Genomic DNA, 16,142 nt, shown 5'->3' with positions numbered 1-16,142 from the left:
CGCTTCGCTTTCCTCTATAATGAACGTCTCCCGCTTTCCAGCACAGAGACGATCCCCGCCATGCACTATCAGGATGCCCTCGCTGAAGAGATCCGCGACAGCGCCGCCCGGCTGCTGGCCGAGGATGTCGGCCCCGGCGACATCACCGCCGAACTGATTGCCGAGAAACACTGGGCCCGCGCCCGGGTGATCACCCGGGAGGACACCGTGCTGTGCGGCGTGGCCTGGGTCGATGAGCTCTTTCGCCGCCTCGACCCCCGCGTCATCCTGCACTGGCAGGCCGCCGACGGCGACCGGCTGAGCGCCGATCAGGTCTTCCTCGAGCTCGAGGGGCCGGCACGCAGCCTGCTGACCGGCGAGCGCGCGGCACTGAACCTGCTGCAGACACTCTCCGGCACCGCCACGCGCACCCGCCATTACGTCGACCTGCTCGCCGGCACCGGCGTGCGCATGCTCGACACCCGCAAGACACTACCGGGCCTGCGCCTGGCACAGAAATACGCGGTGTCCTGCGGAGGCGGCCACAATCACCGCATCGGTCTCTACGACGCCTTCTTGATCAAGGAGAATCATATCGCGTCCTGCGGCAGTATCGCCGCAGCCGTCCGGGAGGCCCGGGATATCGCCCGAGACCTGCCGGTGGAGGTCGAGGTGGAAAGCTTCGAGGAGCTCGACCAGGCCCTCGAAGCCGGGGCGGACGTGATCATGCTCGACAACTTCTCGCTGGACGACCTGCGCGAGGCCGTGCGACGCACCGCCGGCCGCGCCACGCTCGAGGCCTCCGGCAATGTCGACGATTCCACGCTCAAGGCCATTGCTGCCACCGGCGTGGACTGCATCTCCAGCGGCGCCCTGACCAAGGACGTCAAGGCGATCGACCTGTCGATGCGCTTCCTCGGGCAGGACGACTGATTCTCTCAGGTCTCGACGGCCACCAGCGACTTCTCCAGGATCCGCCGGCGCAGTCGCTGGCCGCCGCGCTCGACCCACTCCTCGCGCACCCGTCGCCAGCCTCGGCTTTCCAGGCTATCGGCCAGGACCAGGCTGGCGGCGATATCGACCCGATCGGCGCCCTGCTCGACCAGCAGACGTTCGGCGTGCACCAGCAGGGTCGAGCCAATGCCGCGACGAGCTAGCGACGGCCACACATAGAGCGACTCCACATGCTGGCGTCGCAGATCGAGTTCCAGAAAGCCCACGCAGCGGCCATCGCAGCTTGCCACCAGAGTGGTGTAGAGGGCCTGTCGCGCCACCCAGGCGCTACCGTCCCGGGGTAATACGGAAGCCCAGGCCTCCCGTGCCTCCTGCGAGTAATGCGCCATGGCACCCTGCATCACGGCATGATGGAAGACCTCGGCCTGATCGGCACCGTCCCGCGCCTTGGCGAGCCGGTAGAAAATGCGTGGCGTTTTCCGTTCCTGGGAGGCATCGCGGCCAGGAGCCGCCGATGCCCGCTCGATATCGGCATGACGCATGCATGACTTCCTGAGATGATGAAACCGCCAAGAGACTACAGAAGCCAGGCCGCCGGGCCAATGCCCGAACGCGACAAGCCGTGGAATCGAGAATGCCCGCATCCCCTTGCACCAGTGTGAGCCTGACCCCCATCGGCCGCATCGAAAGCGACTATCCCGACAAGTTCGGCGTGCCACGACAGCCGGGACTGGCCGATGCCGCCCGGGCCCGTCTGGTACTGACGCCTCCCTTCGACGATCCCCTGGCGGTGCGTGGCCTGGAGGCCTTCAGCCACCTCTGGGTGACCTTCCTTTTCCATCTCAGCCCCGAGCGCTGGACGCCCCTGGTACGCCCGCCCCGCCTGGGCGGCAACGCCAGGATCGGTGTCTTCGCCAGCCGCAGCACTCATCGCCCCAACCGGCTGGGGCAATCGCTGGTGGAACTGGAAGGCATCGACACCGACGCGGGCGTAAGCCTGCGCCTGCGCAGCGTCGATCTGGTCGATGGCACCCCGGTACTGGACATCAAACCCTACCTGCCTTGGGCGGAAGCCCGCCCCGAGGCCCGTGCCGGCTTCGCGCCCGAGGCCCCCGCCTTGCTGCCGGTACGCCTCACGCCGGAGGCACAAGCGACCCTGGCCGCCCGACCCGATGCCACCTCGTTGCGGGAGCTGATCCACCAGGTGCTGGCCCAGGACCCACGCCCCGCCTATCGCCGCGGCGCGGAGGATCGAATCTACGGAGTGCGATTGCGCGACGTGGACGTGCGCTTTCGCGCCGTGGTCAACGATGAGAGCAAGACACTGCTGGAAGTCATCGAGATCGTGGTGGTGTAGGCGCCGGAGGCCAAGAGGGGAGCGCCGGGGGCAGTCGAAGAGAGGGGCCGATACCAGGGATGGAATCGGTAGACCCAGGGAAGGGGTCACAGCGCCTCTCGGAGACTGCCGAAGGAGAGCCCCGCGAACTACGGCACTCGACCGTCAACTGCGATAGTTCGGGAGCAGACACGGCGGAAGGGCCCCGCAGGGCCCTTCATGCAGGAGCGTGTAGATCTCCTCAGGAGAAATCGACGCCGATGCGCCTTCCCACTTCCTCATAGGCCTCGATCACTCCGCCCAGGCCCTGACGGAAACGGTCCTTGTCGAGTTTTTCGCGGGTCTTGGCGTCCCACAGGCGGCAGCCATCCGGCGAGAACTCGTCACCCAGCACGATGCTACCGTGGAAGAGGCCGAACTCGAGCTTGTAATCCACCAGCAGCAGACCGCCATCGGCGAACAGCTGCTTGAGGACCTCATTGACCCGGTAGGTCAGCGATTTCATCTCGGCCAGCTGTGCAGGCGTTGCCCAGCCAAAGGTCTCCGCCAGTGACTCGTTGATCATCGGGTCGTGCAGGGCATCGTCCTTGAGGAAGAGCTCGAAGGTCGGCGGTGCCAGCTCGCTGCCCTCTTCCACGCCCAGGCGCTTGACCAGCCCTCCGGCGGCGATATTGCGGACGACGCACTCCACCGGCAGCATGTCGAGCTTCTTCACCACGCTTTCGGTGTCGGAAAGCAAACGCTCATAGTGAGTGGGGATTCCCGCTTCCTGCAGCTTCTCCATGATGAAGGCATTGAAGCGATTGTTGACCTTGCCCTTGCGCGCCAACGACTCCATGCGCTCGCCGTCGAAGGCGCTGGTGTCATCGCGGAAGTGCAGGATCAGGCGGTCGGGATCATCGGTGGCATACACCGACTTGGCCTTGCCGGCATAGAGTTCTTGACGCTTGTCCATGGGAGCCTCCAGGGCAATGTGATAAGTAGCCCAGGCATTGCCCGACACCTCGGCGAGTGGCCTCGGGCGCCTGTGTATGTTCAGCGGATCACCCGCCAGTCCAGCCCCTGGTCCTGGGCGGCCACCGTCAGGCGGGATGCCTCGCCATCGAGCAGCGGATCCAGCGCTGCCACCGCCAGTTCGGGACGATTATTGTGTTCGGAAAGGTGCGAACACACGATATGCTGCAGACGATCCAGGCCCAGCCGCTGCAACAGCCAGGCGGCCTGCTCGTTGGCGAGATGTCCCCAGCGGCCGCCGACCCTGCGCTTGAGGCTCGGCGGATACGGTCCCGTCTCCAATAATCGCACATCATGGTTGCATTCCAGCACCAGGGCGTCGCAGCCCTGAAAGGCGTCGACGACATGGCTGCTGGGATGGCCGAGATCGGTCAACAGGCCGAGCCGCCGTCCGGCGGCGGAAAGGCAAAACTGCACCGGCTCCCGGGCATCGTGGGGCACGGTGACAGGATCGATCTCGATCCCCTTGACCCGGAAGGGCGACTGGGGCGTTATCCAGTGTCGCTGGGGCAGCTCGCCGGTGCGTCCCGCCAGCCAGGTGCCCGGCGTCAGATAAACGGGCATGCCGTGTTTCCTGGCCAGGGGGCCAACACCCCGCAGGTGGTCGCCATGCTCATGGGTCACCAGCAGAGCGTCGAGCTGGCGCGGATGCAGGCCGAGCCGCCCCAGTCGGCGTTCGGCCTCCTTGAGACCGAAACCGCAGTCGACCAGCAGATGCGTCTCACCGTCACTGACCAGGGTCGCGTTGCCCTTGCTGCCGCTGCCCAAGGACGCGAAGCGCAGGTGTCCTGGGGCATCGAGCGGCGCGGTCATCAGCGCAGAAGGCCTCCGACCCGCTCCAGCAGCTCACGGGCATCGTTGGCCGCAAGCGCCTCGTCATCGGCCGCGCTGGCACGCACCAGGGTCTGGTCCGCGCCCTGACGGCTCAGCGTCAGGCGCAGGCGACTGGCCTGTTCGCTGAACTCCAGCGACGTCAGCGATTCCCAGACCCCGCGACTGCGCTCGCTGAGGGGCAGGTAGTCGACCAGGAACGTATGCGTGCTGATATCCTGTTCGAGCAGCTGACGGCGATCTTCCAGGGAGAAATCGGCCTCGAGCTGCGCGCTCAACTCCGCCCAGGCGCGGTCCAGGTCATAAGGCAGCACCAGTTGCCAGCCATCCTCGGCCTGCTCGAGACGCGGCGGCTGACGCGTCTGCGCCATGCGTCCCTGGACCGACAAGCCGGATGCAGTGGCACTGGCAAGGTTGCTGCGCTGTTCGAAGCGACGCTCCAGCGCCCTCAGGCAACCCTCCACGGAAGCGCCTCCCTGCTCGCAACGCACCTCGCTGACCCCCTGATGCAGCCCAGGTGACACGCTGATGCGCCCTTGCTCGGTCTCCATCACACCACGGCGGTCGTCGCGCGACAGCACCTCCAGCCCGCGGGTGGTGGCAAAGTCGTCGACCTCGGACCAGACGGTGCCCGGTGCAGCCCCCACCACCAGCCAACTCTGCTCGCCGGCCTCGCGGCGAGCCACCTCGCCGGGAGCAACGCCACTGCCGGCATTCAGGGCACGAGGCGGAGGCGCCTGAAAGTCATCGCCTTGGGAGGCGAAGGCGCCGGGAACATCGGGCACTGGCATGGCATCGCGGTAACGACGCGTATTGCGTGTATCGGGAAGTTCCAAGGGCGCGCTTTCCTTGGCCTTGGCATAATCGACACTGCGGTTGTCGTAATAGCCTTCCCGAGCGCAACCCGCCAGGGCCAGAGCGGCCAGCAGCGGCATCCATTTCAGCGCAGAGTTCATGCGTCCACCTTGCGTCATATCATTGGGGGATGGCCACGGCCACCACTCAGTCTTCGATCAGGCCCGCCAGCTGCAGGGCTTCGCTGACGGTGGAGTGATACTTCTCGGACAACCAGGTCAGCGGCAGGCGGATGCCCGGTTCCAGCATGCCCATCCGGTTCAGGGCCCACTTGACCGGGATCGGATTGGCCTCGATTCCCAGGTTGGTGTGCAGCGGCATCAGGCGGGTATTGATCTGATGGGCCTTGTCGGTCTCGCCGGCAACGGCGGCGGCACAAAGATCGTGCATGGCCTGGGGCGCCACGTTGGCAGTCACCGAGATGTCGCCATGCCCACCCATCAGCATGAAGTCGCATGCCGTGCCGTCATCACCGGAATAGAGCATGAAACCGCTGCCCTCGAGACGGGCGATCAGGTCCTCGGCGCGTTCCAGGTTGCCGGTGGCATCCTTGAGGCCGACGATATTGTCGACTTCGGCCAGTCGCAGCACCGTCTCGTTATAGATATCGGAGCAGGTGCGGCCCGGCACGTTGTAGAGAATCACCGGCAGATCGCTGGTCTCGGCAATGACCTTGAAATGCTGATAGAGACCTTCCTGGGTCGGCTTGTTGTAGTAGGGCGCCACGGTGAGGCAATAGTCGGCCCCGACCTCCTTGGCATAGCGGGTCAGTTCCACCGCCTCGGTGGTGTTGTTGGAACCGGTACCGGCAATCACCGGAATACGACCATCGACTTCCTCCACCACGGCGCGAATCACGTCGAAGTGTTCGGCGAACGACATGGTCGTCGGCTCACCGGTGGTGCCCGCCGCGACAATGGCATCGGTGCCGTTGTCGAGATGGAAGTGAACCAGGCGGCGCAGGGCCTCCCAGTCGATGTCGCCGTTGACTTTCATCGGCGTCGCCAGCGCGACGATGCTACCCGTGATCATCCTCTACTCATCCTCCCGGCCTGCCTGGTGTACGCGGCCTCCGCGCACCGGGGGCCAGACAACGCCTGGAAAGTGCCTGCGCTCGTCAGCTTTCAGGTGATGCCCGGCGCCCGATCAATGTCTCGCCGCCAAGGGTCAAATGGTACTCAGGGCGTCAGGGCCTGTACAGCGGCGACTTTACAGTTCGTGCGCGGTTGCGTGTAATCAGGGCTTCATTTACCTCACCAGCCCAGGAGACGCCATGAGCCTCACACTCGGTCAGCCAGTGCCCGACTTCACCGCGACCGCCACCGGCGATACCCAGTTGACGCTGTCGGCGCTGCGCGGCAAGCAGGTCGTGATCTATTTCTACCCCAAGGCCAGTACCCCCGGCTGCACGACCGAAGGCGGCGACTTCCGGGACAACAAGACTGCATTCGACGCCGCCAACACGGTGATCATCGGCGTTTCCCGAGACGGCATCCGTGCTCAGGAAAACTTCAAGGCCAAGCAGGATTTCAACTTTGCGCTGATTTCCGACAAGGACGAAACCGTCTGCCGGTTGTTCGACGTCATCAAGCTCAAGAAACTCTACGGCAAGGAACACCTGGGCATCGAGCGCAGCACCTTCCTGATCGACGCCGACGGCAATCTCGCCCGGGAATGGCGCGGGGTCAAGGTCAAGGGGCACGTGGCCGACGTCCTGGAGGCCGCACAGGCACTGCACGACGGCGAATGACCCCCCACCTCGGCCGCCCTCCCCGGGCGGCCGGCCCCGTTGGCGGGCATCGATACCTGCCGAGCGCGCTTACCCCTCGAGGCCTTCGCCGGTCTCGCTGACGGCCCCCGACGACACTTCCTCGCGTCGCTGCTGGATGCCTCTCGGCCAGGCATAGACTAGTGCCTTGAGCAGGGTGGCCAGCGGGATGGCGAAGAATATCCCCCAGAAGCCCCAGATGCCGCCGAAGAACAGCACCGCCAGGATGATCGATACCGGATGCAGATTGACGGCTTCGGAGAACAGCACAGGCACCAGGACGTTGCCATCCAGCGCCTGGATGACGCCGTAGGCGATCAGTACATAGAGAAACTGGTCGCTGATACCGAAGTGAAAGCCAGCCACCGCCGCCACCGGGAGCGTGGCCAAGGCCGCCCCGATGTAGGGTACCAGCACCGATAAGCCGACCAGCACGGCCAGCAACGCCGAGTACGGCAGACCGAAGCAGATGAAGGTGAAGAAGGCCACACTGCCGACGATGATGATCTCGATGAACTTGCCGCGTACATAGTTGGCGATCTGGTCATCCATCTCGTGCCAGATGCGAGTCATCAGCTCACGACGCTGAGGCAGCAGCGACATCGTGAAGCCCACCAGGCGATCGCGATCCTTGAGCATGAAGAAGACCAAAATCGGCACCAGTACCAGATAGATGATCAACGACAGCACATTGCCGAGCGAAGCGAGCGACAGCGACAGCGCCCGCTGCCCGAGTTGCGTCATCTCGCGGCCGGCCATGCCGATCCAGGACTGGATCTGATCCGGTGTCACCAGTTGCGGATAACGGGCCTGGAGATCGTCGAGCAGAGACTGCCCGCTGGCGAACATGCGTGGCGTCTCCTGCAGCAAGTTGACCATCTGGTTCCAGATCAACGGCATGAGGATCAAGGCCATGGCCAGCAGCACACCGAGAAAGCCGAGAAACACCAGCAGTACCGCCAGCAGATGGGGCACGCGACGGCGCGTCAGGCCGTTGACCGCGCCTTGCAGCAAAAACGCGATGACCAGTGCCGTCAGGAAAGGCGCCAGCATCTGGCCAAGCCAGATCACCACGGCGAAGCCCAGCACCAGCACCAACAGCAGGATGACGGCTTCTTCGTCGGAGAAATAACGCTCCATCCAGCCTCGAAGCAGTGACCTCAGGGTCATCGAGCGCGCTCCCCCGCCTTGCGGATCCAATAGTGGTAGACGTCGCCGCGCTCCTCTCGAGCCGGCATTTCATGGCCACTCTGCGCGATGAAGGTTTCGAAATCCTGCCAGGAGCCACTATCGGTCGCCATCACCTCCAGCAGCTCTCCCGGCGCCAGCCGGGCCAGGGCCTGCTTGGCCTTGAGCAGGGGTAACGGACAAGGCAGACCACGTGCGTCGAGCACATCGTCGGGTTGCACAGTCATGTTGTCTCCCAGGAGAATGCTTGAGCATGCCGGATCGGCCGAGGCGTGTCTCCGACATGAATCCTTGGGATTTAAAGGCACTTTGTCGGCTGAATCAATGTCGGATGGCAAGCGCCTCCCCCTGTTCCGTGACGAGGAAGCCATGCAACGTCGTTACCTAACCTGCCTGGGCATCGTCGCCCTGTGTCTGGCACCGGCACCCTCGAGTGCCGCCCTCGATCTCGAACTGCCTGAACCGCCCGAGCTGCCCAGCCTGGTCAGCAGCAACACCCAGGCCGTCAGCGGCGAGGAAGTTCGTCTCGGCCGAGCCTGGTTGCGCCAGTTCCGGGCCCGCGCGCCCATCTGGCAAGACCCCATCACCCGAGAGTACGTGGACTCCCTGGTGGCGCGCCTGTTGCCTTACAGCCAGCTCAGCGGCATCCGGCCGATCACCACCCTGGTCGCCAGCGATCAGCTCAATGCCTTCGCCGTGCCCGGGGGCGTGATCGGCATCAACGCCGGCCTGTTCGCCTTCGCCGATCGGGAGGCGCCGATGGTCTCGGTGGTCGCCCACGAGCTCGGGCACCTGTCGCAACGCCATTATGCCCGTGGCAAGGCCCGTGCCGAGCAGACACAGATCCCCGCCATGGCAGCCATGCTGGCCGGCATGCTGATCGCTGCCGGAGGGGGTGGTGACGCCGGCATCGCCGCCGCCATGGGCTCTCAGGCTGCCTTCATACAGGATCAACTAGCCTATTCCCGGCGCTTCGAGCGCGAGGCCGACCGCGCCGGCCTGCAGACCATGGCGGGCGCCGGCTACGATCCACAGGCCATGGTCGACATGTTCCGTACCATGCAGCGCATGATCGCCCTGCAGGGCGGCAATCCACCGGAGTTCCTGCTGACCCATCCCGTGACGGAATCGCGCATCAGCGATGCACAAGGGCGCGTCGACCAGATGCATACCGATGTCACCCGAGGGGACAGTCTCGAATATCAGCTGGTACGTGCTCGAGCCCTGCTGGCCATCCATGACCGGGATCCCCGCCAGGCCCTCACCCGACAGAGCCGCGATTCGGTGCCTGAAGACGCAAGCCGCTATCTGCGGGCATTGATCGATGCCGAGCAGGGCCATGCCGGCAAGGCACTGGAGACGCTGGATGCCTTGTCACGCCAGCATCCCGATCTGGCGATGCTGCCGGCCACGGCCGCCCAGGTCGCCCTGGAAGCCGGCCGCATCGACGATGCCATCACCCGCAGCCGCCACCAGTTGCGCCTGATGCCGGGCTATGTCCCCACCACGCTGGTACTGGGTGAGGCCTTGCTCCAGCGCGACCCCGATGCGGCCTATCGGGTACTGCATGATCTGGCCGGACGACGCCCGGAAGATCCCCAGGTCTTCGCCCTGCTCGCCGAAGCCGCCGGCCATAGCGAGCGACAGGCCTGGGGCCATCTCGCCCGGGCGGAGCAACTGCAGCTCACCGGCCATATCGATCGGGGCATCGAACAGTTGGACGTAGCCAAGAAGGTCGCTGAACAAAGCGGCGACACCAATGCCCTCTCTCGGATCGAGCAACGCCGCGACGCCTTCACCGACTATCGCGAGACAATGGAAAAGTTTCGCTAGGCACTACCGATACGGGCCGGGGAGAATCGCTCGCCCCAGCCCGCCGCTCTCGGTTTGCGCTTCGTGGTCGACTAGCCGAACACCACCTTGGCCACGTCTCGATAATGGCTGGCGAAGTGCACCGTCACTCCCTCGCGCAGGTAATCCGGCAGCTCTTCGTAGTCGCGACGATTGGCATCGGGCAGAATCACCTCGAAGATCTCGCTGCGTCGGGCGGCGATGATCTTCTCGCGGATCCCGCCGACCGGCAGCACCTGGCCGGTGAGAGTCAACTCCCCGGTCATTGCCAGCGGCCTGTCGATGGGCTCGTGGCGCGCCAGCGACAGCAAGGCCGTGGTCATGGTCACGCCGGCCGACGGCCCGTCCTTGGGGGTGGCGCCTTCGGGCACGTGCAGGTGCACGAAGGCCGAGTCGAAGAAGTCGGGCTCGGCGCCGTAGTCACCGAGGTGGCCCAGCACATAGCTGTAGGCGATATTGGCCGATTCCTTCATGACCTCGCCGAGCTGGCCGGTCAGCTTGAAGCCACGATCCAGGGCATGCACCTTGCCGGCTTCCACGGAGAGGGTCGCCCCGCCCATGGCGGTCCAGGCCAGGCCGGTGACCACGCCCTCGCCCTTCATGACCTTCTCCTTGCGGAAGGTCGGCGCGCCGAGAAAGTCCTCAAGGTTCTTCACCGATACCTTGATGGTCTGCTGTTCGTTTTCCAGCAGCTTGACCGCCGCCTTGCGCACGATGCGGTGCAACTGCTTCTCGAGCTGACGCACGCCCGCTTCACGAGCATAGCCCTCGATGACCTGGCGCAGGGCAGCATCGGTCAGGTTGATGCGCTTCTTGGGGATATGATCGCGCTTGAGCAGCTTGGGCCAGAGATGATGCTTGGCGATGGCCATCTTCTCCTCGGCGATATAGCCGGAGAGCCGGATCTGCTCCATGCGATCGAGCAAGGCAGGCGGCAGCGAATCCAGGGTATTGGCGGTGCAGACGAACAACACCTTGGACAGGTCGAGCCGCACGTCCAGATAATGATCGAGGAAGTCGATGTTCTGTTCCGGATCGAGTACCTCGAGCAACGCCGAGGCGGGATCGCCCTGGAAGGACTGTCCCATCTTGTCGACCTCGTCGAGCATGATCACCGGATTTTCGACCTCGACTTCCTTGAGGGCCTGGACCAACTTGCCGGGCATGGCACCCACATAGGTCCGACGGTGGCCCTTGATCTCGGCCTCGTCACGCATGCCGCCCACCGAGAAACGGTAGAACTGGCGTCCCAGTGCCTCGGCGATGGAGCGACCCACCGATGTCTTGCCGACGCCGGGCGGGCCGACCAACAGCAGGATGGAACCGCCGACATCCCCCTTGAAGGTACCCTCGGCAAGGAACTCGACAATGCGTTCCTTGACGTCCTTGAGGCCATCATGATCGCGGTCCAGCACCTTCCTGGCATGTGCCAGGTCGAGCTGATCGTCGCTGGTGACGCCCCACGGCAGCGAGGTCAGCCAGTCGAGATAATGCCGCGTGGTGCCGTATTCCGGCGAGCCGGTCTCCAGAACGGAGAGCTTGTCCAGCTCATCGTCGATGCGTTCCATGACACGCTCGGGCACGACCTTGTCGTTCAGCCGCGCCCGGAAGGTATCGACATCATTTTCCCGATCGTCCTTGGAAATGCCCAGTTCACGCTGAATCACCTTGAGCTGCTCGCGCAGGAAGAACTCCCGCTGGCGCTCCTGCATCTGGGCGTTGACCTGCTCGCTGATCTCGGTCTGCAACTGGGCGACATCGATTTCCTTGCGCAGCAGGGGCAGCACCTTCTGCATGCGCTCGATCACCGGCAGCGTAGCCAGCACGTCCTGCAACTCCGGCCCCTTGGCCGAGGTGATGGCTGCAGCGAAGTCGGTCAGCGGCCCCGGCTCATGCGGGCTGAAGCGATTGAGATAATGCTTGAGTTCCTCGCCATAGAGCGGGTTGATCGGCAACAGTTCCTTGATGCCGTTGATCAACGACATGGCGTAGGCACGCGTCTCGTCATCCTCGGCATCGACCGGCTCGCGCGGATAACTGACCTCGACCAGGTACGGCGGCTTCTTGGAAAGCCAGCGCTGAATGCGGAAACGACGCATGCCCTGGGCAATGAACTGCAGCTGCGCGTCTTCCCCCTGCAGCTTGTGCACCTTGACCGCGGTGCCGACCTCAGGAAAATCCTCGTGACTCAGCTCCTCGACGCCGGTTTCACCGACAAAGGCCAGCCCCACCATATGGTGCGGTGTATTGCCAACGCGTCGGATGGTCTCTTCCCAGCGCTCGCGATTGATCACCAGCGGCTGCACCTGGGCCGGGAAGAAGGGGCGATTGTGGATCGGCAGCAGATAGACGCGTTCGGGAAGGCTGTCACTGGCCGGAACCACGGCCTGCCCTGAACCGCTGCCGGGCTGGAACGCGTCGTCCTTCTCGTCGGCCTGGACCCATTCCAGGCCATCCTGTTCGAAACCTTGCTCGTTGTCGTCGCTCATGCGCACCTCATCCTGAAGGAACGGGACGTTCGATCCCGTGATGATGTCGGAATGCGGGCGATGGTGACGAACTTCAAGTCACGGCAAGCGTTCGGAAAGGGGAGGCAAGGGACGACCATTGATGCGGACCTTGCCCCTCACCACATCGACCTGCAGATCATCGGTGTCCAATGGCAGCCCCAGCCACAGCGCCACCACCGCCGGCAGATCGTGCCACAGGAAATCGCCATCGAGACGCTCGAGCCAGGCGCGGCGTCCCCCCCGGTCCACCAGCGCCTCCGGTTCGAGTTCGTCCAGGTCGCGACCATCGAAGATCAAGGCACCCTCCCCCGCCAGGGACAATCCAAGCATCGGGCTATCCAGATCGACCCCGAGAAGGTCCAGGCGGGGGGAATCACGCATCAGGGCACGAATGTCGGGCGCCAGCAGGGACAGCAGATCGCGGCTGGTCACATCGGTTCTCCCCCGGGCGGCTTCCGCCTTGAGGTGCGTCAGCAACGATCGCACGGCATCGGCATTGATCCGCGACAGCTCACCCGCCACGCGGCCTTCCATCAGCACCTGGCCGGCGGACATCACCTCGCCCAGCGCCAGCTCAGCCCGGACACGCAGTTCCTGCTCGTCGAGCTCGGTCCTGCTGTGCAGCACCAGTTCATCGGCGTCCAGCTCGAGACTCGGCGAACGCCAGCGAAGGCCATTGATCTTGAGCAGATCCCGCTGGGTGAAATGATAGGCACCATCGATATAGGCATACCGGCTCTCCAGCGTCACCGGTCCCGCTTCGAGAGTGGTATTGCCATCGTCGAGACGCGCCGAGTTCAAAAGGGCCCGCAACTTCCAGTCACCGAATTCCCCTTGCACCGTCAGCCGAGCACCATGCAGTGACAAGGTGCGATCTTCCTGCCTCAGGACCAGAGGCGACAATTCCAGGGCACCATCGAAGGTCCCGGATAGCGGGTGATAGCGTGCTTCCCAGGCCGGCGGTGTCCGGGCAACCTCGACTCGCGCCTGGCCGGTACGCTCCAGATGCTGCTGCAGATAGCCATCCATCCGAGTGCTCAGCAGGCCATGACGGGCTCGGTAGGTAATGTCCAGGTGCCAGCCATTACCGAACAAGGGCGCCACATGGATGACGCCCGTCGAGGTGAGCCAGCCTTGATCGGTCTCGCTGCGCCAGATCGACAACTCGCCTCGTGCCTGCAGGTCCCGGATGGCCCGCGCCAGCTCGCGTTCGAACATCAGGCTGGCGATCGTCTGCGCCACGGCCCAGGCCACGGCCACGACCACGATCACCGGCACGATCAACCGCTCCTTGCGCATTCCCCGCTCCTTGTCCCTCTCGCGATGCCCTGTCGCGACGACATCATCCGAGTCCTGCCGCCAGGCTCCAGCACTTAGCCATTCAATGCAACCAGAACCACAGGTGCATGGTACTCCAGCCGTAAATGCTGGCCAGCACATCGTCGATCATGATGCCGAAGCCACCGGCGACGCGTCGGTCGGCCCAGCGAATCGGCCATGGCTTGAAGACATCGAAGGCTCGGAAGACAACGAAGCCCCACAGGGCAGCCTCCCAGGAAAAGGGCACGGCAGTCATGGTCAGCCAGTAGCCGACGAACTCATCCCAGACGATGCCGGAGTGGTCGTGGACCCCCAGATCCCGGGATGTCTTGTCGCACAACCAGATGCCCCACAGGAAGGTCACGGCCACCACGACCAGGTACCATCCCAACGGCAGCTCGGACATCAGCCAGTAACAGGGGATCGCCGCCAGGGTTCCGAACGTCCCCGGGGCAAAGGGCACGGCGCCACTGCCGAAGCCAAAGGCAAGAAAATGGGCCGGGCGACGCCAGACGCTCTGCGGGGCTCGATTCATGGCGCCTCTCCTGGGAAATGCCGCCAGCCTGGAGACGTCGATGCCTCGACGCCACTCATCCCTGGCTCGGCGGTGATGCGGCCAATTTCCGTCAGTGGCAGACCCTGCGCCGCCAGGCGCCTTTGCGCCTCCTCGAGGCAGGCCGGAGGCAGGGTCACGAGAAGTTCATAGTCATCGCCACCGCATAATGCCGCCTGTCGCGCGCCCGGCTCACCCAATGCCTCGACGAGCCCCTCGGCCAAGGGCAGGGCATCGGGCGACAGTACCACGCCAACGCCAGACGCCTGACAGAGGTGCCCCAGATCCGCCTGCAGGCCATCGGAAATGTCGATGGCCGAGCTGGCCAACCCACGAAGCGCCACGCCCGCCACCAACCTTGGCTGTGGCAGCAGGTAACGACGCAGCAAGGGGGTGGCAAGGTCGCGCTCGCCTTCCCGCCAGCGAGCGAGGCCGCCGGCGCCGCCCCCCAGGAACCCTGTGACCGCCAGGCAGTCGCCCGGTCGGGCACCGGCACGGGTCAGCGCCATGGCCGGCGGCACTTCCCCCATCACGGTGACGCCGACAGCCAGCTCGCCGCGACTCACATCGCCTCCCGTCAGCGCGACACCGGTCGTCCGGCAGAGCGCATGGAAACCGTCGGCGAAGCCCGCCACCCAGTCTCCATCGGCTTCCGGCAGGGTCAGGGACATGACGCACCAGCGGGCACGAGCCCCCATCGCCGCCAGATCGCTGAGGCTGACCGCCAGCGCCCGGTGGCCGATGGCATGGGGAGGCGCCGAGGCGGGGAAATGCACATCGGCCACCGAGGTATCGACACTGACCGCCAGCCGCTCACCCGGCGTGGGTTCGAGCAAGGCGCAGTCATCGCCGACCCCCAGTTCGACACCGGCCTCGGAACCGGCCGAAGCGGGGGCGAGAAAGCGGGTAATCAGATCGAATTCGCTATGCATCCGGTCAACAGCCTTCAGCGACGACGCGCTTCGACCTCGGAGGCACGCAACCGGGCGGCGAGCTTGTCGAGAATGCCATTGACATACCGGTGCCCCTCGGTGGCGCCGAAGGCCTTGGCCAACTCGACACCTTCGTTGATGACCGCTCGGTACGGCACTTCGAGACGATGCGACAGCTCATAGGTCCCCAGGCGCAGGATGGCCAGCTCGATGGCATCCAGATCCTCGAGACGACGATCAAGGACAGGTTCGAGCTGGCCATCGATCTCCTTATGGTGGCGCGCCACGCCCGTCAGGAGCTCATGGAACATCGCCAGGTCGGCCAGCTCCATGACCTTGCGCCAGTTTTCGTGATCCTCCATGTCCTCGTCGGCCACCTGGCCACGGAACTCGGACTCCACAACGGCGATCGACTTGCCGGTCATCTGCCACTGGTACAGCCCCTGGACGGCCAGCTCGCGAGCGGCACGGCGGGACTGCTGAGCCCTGGAAGGCTCGCGCTCGCGTCCGCTCATTGTTCGCCTCCGTCGGAGGACGTGTCGAAACAGCGCATCAGCGAGACCATCTCCATCGCTGCCATGGCCGCTTCGGTGCCCTTGTTGCCGGCCTTGGTGCCTGCACGCTCGATGGCCTGCTCGATGGAGTTGACGGTCAGCACGCCATTGGCCACCGGCGTCTCGAACTCGAGCTGCAGACGACTCAAGGCCGAGTTGCACTCACCGGCCACATGCTCGAAATGCGGCGTGCCACCACGGATCACCGCGCCCAGGGCAATGACCGCATCGGGGCGCGCCACCCGCAGCGCCCGCTGAACGGCCAGCGGCAGCTCCCAGGCACCCGGCGTGTGCACGATATCGATATTCGCCTCATCCACGCCATGACGCACCAGGCTATCCACCGCGCCTTCCACCAGGCTATCGACCACATGATGGTTGAAACGACCGACCACGATCACATAGCGGCCGTCGACATCGACGAAGCTTCCTTCGACTTGAGAAATCGGTTGCATGGTTCTTTCCTGATGAATCCGATCATGCACGCCCTCGAGAGA

At 64.7% G+C, this 16,142-nt stretch carries 17 protein-coding genes; 4 read left to right on the top strand and 13 right to left on the bottom strand.

Annotated features, from left to right (window positions below):
* Window positions 1-60: 60 nt before the first annotated feature.
* The gene (gene nadC / locus A9O65_RS11765) at window positions 61-912 is read left to right on the top strand and encodes a carboxylating nicotinate-nucleotide diphosphorylase (protein WP_064699463.1); all 852 of its coding nucleotides are present in this window, start codon (window positions 61-63) and stop codon (window positions 910-912) included.
* A gap of 5 nt (window positions 913-917) precedes the next feature.
* Here nadC and A9O65_RS11760 read toward each other — a convergent pair whose 3' ends face one another.
* Window positions 918-1,475, bottom strand: a complete 558-nt coding sequence (locus tag A9O65_RS11760) for a GNAT family N-acetyltransferase (protein ID WP_082919995.1) — start codon at window positions 1,473-1,475, stop codon at window positions 918-920.
* Window positions 1,476-1,567: 92 nt separating this feature from the next.
* Here A9O65_RS11760 and tsaA point away from each other — a divergent pair, with 92 nt between their 5' ends.
* Window positions 1,568-2,290 carry a tRNA (N6-threonylcarbamoyladenosine(37)-N6)-methyltransferase TrmO gene (gene tsaA, locus A9O65_RS11755; RefSeq protein WP_064699464.1) on the top strand — a complete coding sequence of 241 codons (723 nt, stop codon included), beginning with the start codon at window positions 1,568-1,570 and terminating at the stop codon, window positions 2,288-2,290.
* A gap of 220 nt (window positions 2,291-2,510) precedes the next feature.
* Here the strand turns inward: tsaA and purC are convergent, their stop codons facing one another.
* From purC to dapA, 4 genes are all read right to left on the bottom strand, one after another.
* The gene (purC, locus tag A9O65_RS11750; protein ID WP_064699465.1) at window positions 2,511-3,224 is read right to left on the bottom strand and encodes a phosphoribosylaminoimidazolesuccinocarboxamide synthase; all 714 of its coding nucleotides are present in this window, start codon (window positions 3,222-3,224) and stop codon (window positions 2,511-2,513) included.
* An 80-nt stretch (window positions 3,225-3,304) separates the two neighbouring features.
* Window positions 3,305-4,096, bottom strand: a complete 792-nt coding sequence (locus A9O65_RS11745) for an MBL fold metallo-hydrolase (protein ID WP_064699466.1) — start codon at window positions 4,094-4,096, stop codon at window positions 3,305-3,307.
* A complete protein-coding gene (locus tag A9O65_RS11740; RefSeq protein WP_064702184.1) occupies window positions 4,096-5,070 on the bottom strand; it encodes an outer membrane protein assembly factor BamC in 975 nt (324 codons plus the stop codon). Before A9O65_RS11740 ends, A9O65_RS11745 begins: the two co-directional genes overlap by 1 nt.
* Before the next feature lie 46 nt (window positions 5,071-5,116).
* Window positions 5,117-6,001 (bottom strand): 4-hydroxy-tetrahydrodipicolinate synthase, encoded by an 885-nt coding sequence (dapA, locus tag A9O65_RS11735; protein WP_064699468.1) that lies wholly within the window; start codon window positions 5,999-6,001, stop codon window positions 5,117-5,119.
* A 241-nt stretch (window positions 6,002-6,242) separates the two neighbouring features.
* Between dapA and A9O65_RS11730 the strand changes: the two genes are divergently transcribed.
* A complete protein-coding gene (locus tag A9O65_RS11730; protein ID WP_064702183.1) occupies window positions 6,243-6,719 on the top strand; it encodes a peroxiredoxin in 477 nt (158 codons plus the stop codon).
* A 69-nt stretch (window positions 6,720-6,788) separates the two neighbouring features.
* On the opposite strand, the gene A9O65_RS11725 is transcribed toward A9O65_RS11730, so the two are convergent.
* Window positions 6,789-7,907: an AI-2E family transporter gene (locus A9O65_RS11725; RefSeq protein ID WP_064699470.1), complete on the bottom strand. Its 1,119-nt coding sequence runs from the start codon at window positions 7,905-7,907 to the stop codon at window positions 6,789-6,791.
* Entirely contained in the window at window positions 7,904-8,152 is a 249-nt protein-coding gene (locus tag A9O65_RS11720) for a sulfurtransferase TusA family protein (RefSeq protein WP_064702182.1), read from the bottom strand. Before A9O65_RS11720 ends, A9O65_RS11725 begins: the two co-directional genes overlap by 4 nt.
* A gap of 142 nt (window positions 8,153-8,294) precedes the next feature.
* Here A9O65_RS11720 and A9O65_RS11715 point away from each other — a divergent pair, with 142 nt between their 5' ends.
* Window positions 8,295-9,758: a M48 family metalloprotease gene (locus A9O65_RS11715; protein ID WP_064699769.1), complete on the top strand. Its 1,464-nt coding sequence runs from the start codon at window positions 8,295-8,297 to the stop codon at window positions 9,756-9,758.
* A gap of 71 nt (window positions 9,759-9,829) precedes the next feature.
* Here A9O65_RS11715 and lon read toward each other — a convergent pair whose 3' ends face one another.
* The 6 genes from lon to ribH all read right to left on the bottom strand — a co-directional run bounded on the left by lon (window position 9,830) and on the right by ribH (window position 16,100).
* The gene (lon, locus tag A9O65_RS11710) at window positions 9,830-12,265 is read right to left on the bottom strand and encodes an endopeptidase La (RefSeq protein ID WP_064702181.1); all 2,436 of its coding nucleotides are present in this window, start codon (window positions 12,263-12,265) and stop codon (window positions 9,830-9,832) included.
* Window positions 12,266-12,343: 78 nt separating this feature from the next.
* Entirely contained in the window at window positions 12,344-13,585 is a 1,242-nt protein-coding gene (locus A9O65_RS11705; protein ID WP_064699473.1) for a DUF945 family protein, read from the bottom strand.
* 82 nt (window positions 13,586-13,667) lie between these two features.
* Window positions 13,668-14,141, bottom strand: coding sequence for a phosphatidylglycerophosphatase A family protein (locus tag A9O65_RS11700; protein ID WP_064699474.1), 474 nt, complete (start codon window positions 14,139-14,141; stop codon window positions 13,668-13,670).
* A complete protein-coding gene (gene thiL, locus A9O65_RS11695; RefSeq protein WP_064702180.1) occupies window positions 14,138-15,091 on the bottom strand; it encodes a thiamine-phosphate kinase in 954 nt (317 codons plus the stop codon). The genes A9O65_RS11700 and thiL overlap by 4 nt, the downstream gene beginning before the upstream one ends.
* 14 nt (window positions 15,092-15,105) lie before the next feature.
* A complete protein-coding gene (gene nusB, locus A9O65_RS11690) occupies window positions 15,106-15,606 on the bottom strand; it encodes a transcription antitermination factor NusB (protein ID WP_064702179.1) in 501 nt (166 codons plus the stop codon).
* Complete coding sequence (ribH, locus tag A9O65_RS11685) at window positions 15,603-16,100, bottom strand: 6,7-dimethyl-8-ribityllumazine synthase (protein ID WP_064699477.1); 498 nt, start codon at window positions 16,098-16,100, stop codon at window positions 15,603-15,605. Before ribH ends, nusB begins: the two co-directional genes overlap by 4 nt.
* Between the last annotated feature and the right edge of the window lie 42 nt (window positions 16,101-16,142).

The sequence above is a fragment of the Halomonas caseinilytica genome (assembly GCF_001662305.1).
Lineage (GTDB): Bacteria > Pseudomonadota > Gammaproteobacteria > Pseudomonadales > Halomonadaceae > Halomonas > Halomonas caseinilytica.
This window is presented reverse-complemented; position numbering and strand designations above follow the sequence as displayed.

Bases quoted from the DNA above. Each gene is read 5' to 3' on its own strand.
- dapA (WP_064699468.1), bottom strand. From the start codon at position 6,001: ATGATCACGGGTAGCATCGTCGCGCTGGCGACGCCGATGAAAGTCAAC.
- thiL (WP_064702180.1), bottom strand. From the start codon at position 15,091: ATGCATAGCGAATTCGATCTGATTACCCGCTTTCTCGCCCCCGCTTCG.
- A9O65_RS11705 (WP_064699473.1), bottom strand. From the start codon at position 13,585: ATGCGCAAGGAGCGGTTGATCGTGCCGGTGATCGTGGTCGTGGCCGTG.
- tsaA (WP_064699464.1), top strand. From the start codon at position 1,568: ATGCCCGCATCCCCTTGCACCAGTGTGAGCCTGACCCCCATCGGCCGC.
- A9O65_RS11740 (WP_064702184.1), bottom strand. From the start codon at position 5,070: ATGAACTCTGCGCTGAAATGGATGCCGCTGCTGGCCGCTCTGGCCCTG.
- A9O65_RS11730 (WP_064702183.1), top strand. From the start codon at position 6,243: ATGAGCCTCACACTCGGTCAGCCAGTGCCCGACTTCACCGCGACCGCC.
- ribH (WP_064699477.1), bottom strand. From the start codon at position 16,100: ATGCAACCGATTTCTCAAGTCGAAGGAAGCTTCGTCGATGTCGACGGC.
- A9O65_RS11715 (WP_064699769.1), top strand. From the start codon at position 8,295: ATGCAACGTCGTTACCTAACCTGCCTGGGCATCGTCGCCCTGTGTCTG.
- A9O65_RS11745 (WP_064699466.1), bottom strand. From the start codon at position 4,096: ATGACCGCGCCGCTCGATGCCCCAGGACACCTGCGCTTCGCGTCCTTG.
- A9O65_RS11760 (WP_082919995.1), bottom strand. From the start codon at position 1,475: ATGCGTCATGCCGATATCGAGCGGGCATCGGCGGCTCCTGGCCGCGAT.
- A9O65_RS11725 (WP_064699470.1), bottom strand. From the start codon at position 7,907: ATGACCCTGAGGTCACTGCTTCGAGGCTGGATGGAGCGTTATTTCTCC.
- nadC (WP_064699463.1), top strand. From the start codon at position 61: ATGCACTATCAGGATGCCCTCGCTGAAGAGATCCGCGACAGCGCCGCC.
- lon (WP_064702181.1), bottom strand. From the start codon at position 12,265: ATGAGCGACGACAACGAGCAAGGTTTCGAACAGGATGGCCTGGAATGG.
- purC (WP_064699465.1), bottom strand. From the start codon at position 3,224: ATGGACAAGCGTCAAGAACTCTATGCCGGCAAGGCCAAGTCGGTGTAT.
- nusB (WP_064702179.1), bottom strand. From the start codon at position 15,606: ATGAGCGGACGCGAGCGCGAGCCTTCCAGGGCTCAGCAGTCCCGCCGT.
- A9O65_RS11700 (WP_064699474.1), bottom strand. From the start codon at position 14,141: ATGAATCGAGCCCCGCAGAGCGTCTGGCGTCGCCCGGCCCATTTTCTT.
- A9O65_RS11720 (WP_064702182.1), bottom strand. From the start codon at position 8,152: ATGACTGTGCAACCCGACGATGTGCTCGACGCACGTGGTCTGCCTTGT.